General features: G+C 68.4%; 6 protein-coding genes and 1 pseudogene. All 7 read left to right on the forward strand.

The features are described 5' to 3' along the window. Positions 1-659, forward strand: a pseudogene (locus tag QOC76_RS26065) (PPE domain-containing protein); the annotation flags it as partial. An 84-nt stretch (positions 660-743) separates the two neighbouring features. After that, complete coding sequence (locus QOC76_RS26070) at positions 744-1,058, forward strand: type VII secretion target (RefSeq protein ID WP_526361908.1); 315 nt, start codon at positions 744-746, stop codon at positions 1,056-1,058. Between the two features lie 18 nt (positions 1,059-1,076). Continuing rightward, positions 1,077-1,364 carry a WXG100 family type VII secretion target gene (locus QOC76_RS26075; protein WP_526361910.1) on the forward strand — a complete coding sequence of 96 codons (288 nt, stop codon included), beginning with the start codon at positions 1,077-1,079 and terminating at the stop codon, positions 1,362-1,364. Positions 1,365-1,445: 81 nt separating this feature from the next. Then, positions 1,446-2,324: an ESX secretion-associated protein EspG gene (locus QOC76_RS26080; protein ID WP_526361912.1), complete on the forward strand. Its 879-nt coding sequence runs from the start codon at positions 1,446-1,448 to the stop codon at positions 2,322-2,324. A gap of 113 nt (positions 2,325-2,437) precedes the next feature. Continuing rightward, positions 2,438-3,931 (forward strand): type VII secretion protein EccB, encoded by a 1,494-nt coding sequence (eccB, locus tag QOC76_RS26085; protein WP_526361914.1) that lies wholly within the window; start codon positions 2,438-2,440, stop codon positions 3,929-3,931. Positions 3,932-3,992: 61 nt separating this feature from the next. Beyond that, entirely contained in the window at positions 3,993-5,483 is a 1,491-nt protein-coding gene (locus QOC76_RS26090; protein WP_526361916.1) for a MinD/ParA family ATP-binding protein, read from the forward strand. After that, positions 5,480-6,519: type VII secretion integral membrane protein EccD (gene eccD, locus QOC76_RS26095; protein ID WP_526361918.1), on the forward strand; the 1,040-nt coding region annotated here is incomplete at its 3' end. The genes QOC76_RS26090 and eccD, both read left to right, overlap by 4 nt.

Consider the following 6,519-nt stretch of genomic DNA (forward strand, 5'->3'; position numbering starts at 1 on the left):
CTGCCGCCACCGGTGGGGCCAACGCCGCGATGTCACAGAGCCTGAACACCGTCAGCCAGGCCTCCGGCACTGTCGGCGGGACGGCCCAGACGGCGGCGGGCCCCGCCCAGTCGATGGCGTCGATGGCGCCGCAGATGATGAGTCAGCTGGGACAGCTTCCGCAGATGTTCGGCCAGATTCCGCAGATGCTCGGTCAGTTCCCGCAGATGCTCGGCCAGTTCCCCCAGATGGCGATGGGCATGCTTGGGCCGCTGACCAGCGGCATGAACGGCGGCGGCCTTGGCGGACTCGACAAGGCGGCCGGCCTTGACCAGACGACGTTGGCGGCCACCACTGACACCGCGGCGCGGGCAGGCGGAGGCGGCGGCGCCGGCGGTATCGGCGGCGGCGCAGGAGTGATGTCCAGCTTCACCCGACCCACCGGCAGCTTCAATGCGCCGGGGCCGCCCAAACTGCCGACGGGTTGGGCGCCCGGCAGTGCGACGGCACCCGAAGTGGCGAGTTCGGTCCAACCAACGGCAGGCGCAGGCACCGGAGGACTGTATGGCGCCCCTGCTGCCGCCGGACACATGGCGCGCGACGAACGTGGCAGGGAAGGCTCGGCCGAGGGCAGGACCATGCAATTGACGGTCGGCCCTCGCACCGGGAGGGAGGATTAGCCAAAAAATTAGTGAAAAGACCACCGCCGGGGGCGGCATACGCTTAGCGGCACCAAGCCAACCAGCTAACGAAAAGGGACAGCAGTGGCAGACAAAATTCTCGTCGGAGCGGACAAGGTCCGCGCCGTCGCACAGCAACTCGAGCATCTGAAGTCGGAGGCCGAGAGCGCCATGCGCAACTACTTGGGACACTCGCAGGATGCCAACGCGCCGGGCATCTGGCAGGGCCTGGCGGCCATGGCGAACGTGAACGCCTCTCAGGGGATCAACGACTCCACGATCCGGCTGACCACCACGTGGGGCGAGCTGATCAACTCGCTGCGCGCCGCCGCCAACACCTTCGAAGAGCAGGAAGAGCAGTCGCGCGCGGCCGTCGCTTCCATCGCCAACCAAGGCTGAACTGAGAGGAACTGACAGATGTTCGAATACAACCCGGCAGCCATACCCGACCTGATTCACTCCGTCGCCACCACCAGGGGACAACTCGAAGACATCCGGCACCAAGCGCTCAACGCGCTCACCAGCGTCCGCGAGGAACTGCAAGGCGCAGGCGGTGTGTCGTTCGAAGAGTCCCAGATGATGGTCAACAGCGGCATCGATGGATGCGAACAGACGCTGAACCATCAATGCACGGTCATCAACCATGTGCTCGAGTCGATGGTGCACACCGACTTGGCGGCAGCGAAGTCGCTACACCTCGGCTGACGTACCGTAATCGCTGAGTCAGGGGAGGCCGACCGGCGGTTGGCCTCCCCTGAAACATGTTGCCGCTGAGAAGGAATCGCTATGGCTGAGTTGACGACGACTCCGTCGGGAATCTGGGTGCTGCAGGCGCTCCTCGGCGTGGAGAAGATGCCGACCGCGCTGCGGCTTCGGCCGTTCGTGCCGTCGATCGACGGCGGTGGATCCGTGGCGACCGATATCGGTGAGATTCCACTTCACCGGACGGCTGAATACGCGTCGCTCGTCGCCGCGGGGGTGATCGACGAACGCGGTCAGGTCGACGAGGCCGTACGCGACTGGATGGCGGTGGTGGGACGGCCGCAGCGGGAGGTCATGGTCGTCGTTCGGCGGCCCAAACCGTTCGACGGTTCGGTCGCCACCGGGGACGCCCCGGCGCTCGTGGAGGAGCGCGCGATGTCGATCTGCCGGCGCGAGCGCTGGTTGGCCATGATCGCGCGCAGCGACGATCAGGTCGTGCTGGCCCCGCTGGGCGAGGCGTCGCGAACCGACACGCAGGTCGAGCTGATCTGCGACACGGTGCTGCACGCGTTCTCCGAAGGACGGCCCGCTGCGATCTCCGGGTTCAACCTGCCCAGTGCGTCGTTGGAGCAGGCCCTCACGGGCACGCTCGGTAAGGACCAACCCGTCGTCGCGTCCGCGCTGACCCGGCTTGGGCTGTCCCCCGATCAGGTCGCGGTGCTGTCGGCCGCCGCCCGCCTGGACCAATCGGCGATGGCGGTCGTCACCATCATCGACCACGGCATAAAACCCCATGTGCACCCCGACGTGATCTCGGTCATCGACTCCGAGCTCGGGCGCATCACGATCAGCTACACGACCGGTCCCGACGGGACCCGGTGGACCAGCGTCTGGCCCACTTCCGCCGACGCACTTCGACAAGACCTGGGCAATCTGCTGAACGCGGCGAAGGCGCCTGTTTAGCCGCGCAGGCGAGATAAGTGTCAGCAAACGCAACCAAGGCACCGATGAATGACACATTCGCTCCCCGAATCTTCGGCTCGACGGGGCCGAACCCGCAAGTAAGGTATTGAGCCATGGCTTTGAATCTGGCCAGTGGACTCCAGGTGTCGGCGCACTTTTTCTGGAACCGGCGAAACGCCGCAGCGCTGTCGCACCACGGTGTGCGGATGGAGTTCGATCCGGTGCAGCGGCAACGCGCATCGCTGATTCTCGGCTTCGTCTTCGCCATCCTCGCCGTCGCGTTGATGTTCGTGTTGTCGTGGTTCAAGCCTGCCGGGCAGGTCGGACAGTCCTCGATCCTCGCCGACCGCGACACCGGTGCGGTCTACGTGCTCGTCGACGGCCGGTTGCACCCGGCGGTCAACCTGGTCAGCGCGCGCTTGATCGCCGGCCAGGCGAGCAACCCGACCTTCGTCAAGGCCAACGAACTCGCGAAATATCCCCAAGGCCCGTCGGTCGGTATTGCCGGCGCCCCGACGGCCATGCCGCTGCGCACCGCCGACAGCTCGCAGTGGACGGTGTGTGACAGCGCGTCGGACAATCCGAACGTCGCCCCCGTCGTCACGGCGATCGGCGGCCCGCCCGCTGTCGGGTCTCGCGCCCTGCCGCTCGAGCCGCCGAAGGCGGTGCTCGCCGCGCACGACGACAAGACCTACGTGGTGTGGGACGGCCAGCGGTCCGAAATCGATCTGTCCAACAAGGCGGTAGCGCTGGCGCTGGGCGTCGACACCGACGCCCCACGCCCGGTGAAGATTTCGACGCCACTGTTCGATGCACTGCCCGCAACCGAACCGCTGAACACGCCCGCCATCCCCGGGGCGGGCGCCCCGTCGCAGTTCAACGTGGCGGCGGGCGCGGTGGTCGGCTCGGTCCTTTCGGTGCGCGACCTGCAGACCGGCGCCGACGACTTCTATGTGCTGCTGCGCAACGGCGTGCAGCCCATCTCGCCGTTCGTCGCCTCGCTGTTGCGTTCCGCCAACTCCTTCGGCGACGAGCTGCCGGTGGTGGTCGCCCCGGACCGGCTGGCCAGCGTTCCGGTCGTCGAGGCTCTCCCGGTCGACTACTACCCGACCACCCGGCTCGAGCTCGTCGACACCGAGGCCAACCCGGTCACCTGTCTGACCTGGTCCAAGGGCTCGACCGACCGAACCTCGGAGACCGTCGTGCTGTCGGGTAAGGGACTGCCCATCCCGATCGGATCGGACAACCGGCTGTTGCGTCTGGTCAAGAATGACCGGACACCCACGAGCATCGAGGCCGACCAGGTATATATGTCCCCGGGAGCGACCAATCTGGTGATGACCACCGGTGCGGCGCCGGACGCCACCAGCCGCGAGTCCATGTGGTGGATCAGCGACCAGGGCGTGCGGTACGGGATCTCGCTGGAAGACGACACGTTGCGGGCGCTTGGCATCTCACCGGCCATGGCGCGGCAGGCGCCCTGGCCGTTGATCCGGGTTTTCGCCCCCGGGCCCGCGCTTAGCCGCACCGATGCAATGACGCAGCACGACACCCTGGCAGCTCCCCCGGAAGCTGCTCCGCTCACCCAGGCGCAGAAGCCGCAATGACCGCCCGCAGTCAACGACATTCACCGGAGGAGACCATGGACAGGCAGTCAGGATTGGCGCCGTGACCGACCGCGACGACTTTCTCCGGGAACATCTTTCGCCACCATCGGATTCCGGCGACGAGCCGGTGGGCCGGCCGCCCGAGCCGCCAAGGCCCCCGGCGCAGGACGACCAAGGTTCGCGCAATGGCCTGGAGGATGGGCCGCGCCCGGCCGGATCCGACTCCGTTCGCAGGCCACCGGAGGAGCCTGGCCAGCCGACGGATCCCGATGCCAGACCCCGTTGGACGACCGAAGCGAGCCGAACCCACGCCGGACCCCCACGCATCGCGCCAGGCGGCTTCCGCCAGGCTCCCCCGCCGATGCCACCACGCCCGACCGAACCGGGCGCGGCCGGAAACCCGGACGGCAGGCCGAGGGGGGTGACGGAGGCCGAGTCAACGCGGGTGATGCCGCCGACCGGCGCCCGACCGGCGCCGCCGGGCTGGCCGCAGGAGCCGCCGCGAGAGCGGACCGCGCGTCCTGCGAGCCAGGACTGGTCGTCGCAGCCGTCGTCGTCGCCCAACTGGGCCGCCGCTCCGGCAGCCGCGCCACCGGCGACGGGCTACTCTTATGTCGACAGCATCCGCACCAGCGAGCTGGTGCCGTCGAGGAAGACCCCGCCGCGAAAAGGCTGGCGGCGCTTCATCTATCGCGGCACGTTCGGACTCGTCAACCTCGGTCCGTCGCCCGACGAGCAGCGGATGGCCGATCTGGAGAACAAGATCCGTTCGCTGCTGCGCGGCCACTACAAGATCGGGGTGTTCGGCAAGGGCGGTGTCGGTAAGACGACCGTCTCGGCCAGCGTCGGCTCAATCTTCGCCGAGCTGCGCCAGGACGACCGGGTGGTGGCCATCGACGCCGACACCGCGTTCGGCAAGCTCGGCAGCCGCATCGACCCGAACGCCGCGGGTTCGTACTGGGAGCTGGCGGCCGACGAACACCTCGACACCTTCGCCGACGTTCGCAGCAGGGTCGGCAACAACGCCTCGGGGCTGTTCGTACTCGCAGGTGAATCCAGCACGGCCCGGCGCCGGGTGCTCGACCCCGCGATCTACCGCGAGGCGACGGCTCGGCTGGATCGGCACTTCACGATCTCGATCGTGGACTGCGGCTCGACGATGGACTCCGCGATCGCGCAGGAGGTGCTGCGCGATCTCGACGCGTTGATCGTGGTGTCCTCACCGTGGGTCGACGGCGCTTCGGCGGCCGGCCAGACAATGGAGTGGTTGGCCAATCGCGGCTACACCGGTCTGCTGCATCGCACTGTGGTGGTCTTGAACGACTCCGACGGCCATGCCGACAAGCGCACCCGTTCGATCCTCGTGCAGCAGTTCGCCAGCCGCGGCCAGGTCGTCGTCGAGGTTCCGTTCGACTCGCATCTGCGCCCCGGTGGCGTCATCGACGTCGGCGCCGAGATGTCGCCGTTGACCCGGCGGCGGTTCATCGAGATCACGGCCGCACTCGCCGAGCACTTCGCGTCCACCACCGACGGACCGCGGGACCGCCGGTGACGACCGTCCGCGAACCGGCGCCCACATCGGTCGGCCGCACCGCGACCCCGGTCGAGGTGCCACCGTCGTGTCGGGTGTCGATCCTTGCAGGCGACTCTCATCAGATCGATCTCGTCTTGCCGTCGGCTGCGCCGCTCAACACCCTGGTCGATCCGACGGTCATCGCGATCAACAAGGTGCTGCGCGGTCGTGGCGCTGCCGAATTACCGCCCGCTGCCTACGAATTCGCGCGTGCGGCGGGCTTGTCGGCCTTGGCGTCGGACGTCTCTCTTGCCGGCCACAACATCGTCGACGGTGACGTCCTTGCGCTGGTGCCCGCAGGCAGGGCGGAACGCTACGGGCCGGTGGTGGAGAACGTTTCGACGGCGCTGGCGCAATACGCCTCCGATCACTTCGTGCGGGTCACCGCGCAGACCGCGCTGGCGGTCGCCGTGCTGATCATCGGCGGTGCGCTCGGCGTGGCAGGCATGCTGCTGTGGCGGTTGCGCTGGGCGCACGAAAGCGCATTGCTGGTGCCCATCCTGTACGCCGCCGTGACGATCGGCCTGCTCGGCGCGGTGGCGATCGGTGCGCGGGTGGGCGCGGGCCGGATCGTCACCGACGGCGCGGCATGGGCTGCGCTGGTCACGGCGGTGCTGGCCGCGGCGACCATTCCGCCTGGAGCTTCCCCCGGCGCGCCGCACGCCTTTCTGGCCGCGGCCACCGCGCTGGCGGGCATGTGGCTGGTGGTGCGCTTCACCGGCCGCTTCTGGACGGCGGCCGCTGCGATCGTCACGGCGGGTTTCGGCGCGGCCGCGGTCGCGCTCGTGCGGATGTACTGGGACGTGCCGGGGCCCCGGATCGCCGTTGCCGTACTGGTGGCAATTCTGGTCGCGGTGTCTGCGGCGCCCACCATCGCGCTGCGGCTGGCGAACGTTCCGCGACAGACCTTCGGCTCGATCACGGGCCGCGACATCTTCGCCCGCGCTCCCGGCCAACCCGAAGACACGGTGTCACCCGTCGAGGACGGTCCGCCCGCCGATGTCACCCTCACCGG

Origin of the sequence: Mycobacterium sp., from assembly GCF_032159565.1 — a bacterium.
Taxonomy (GTDB): Bacteria; Actinomycetota; Actinomycetes; order Mycobacteriales; family Mycobacteriaceae; genus Mycobacterium.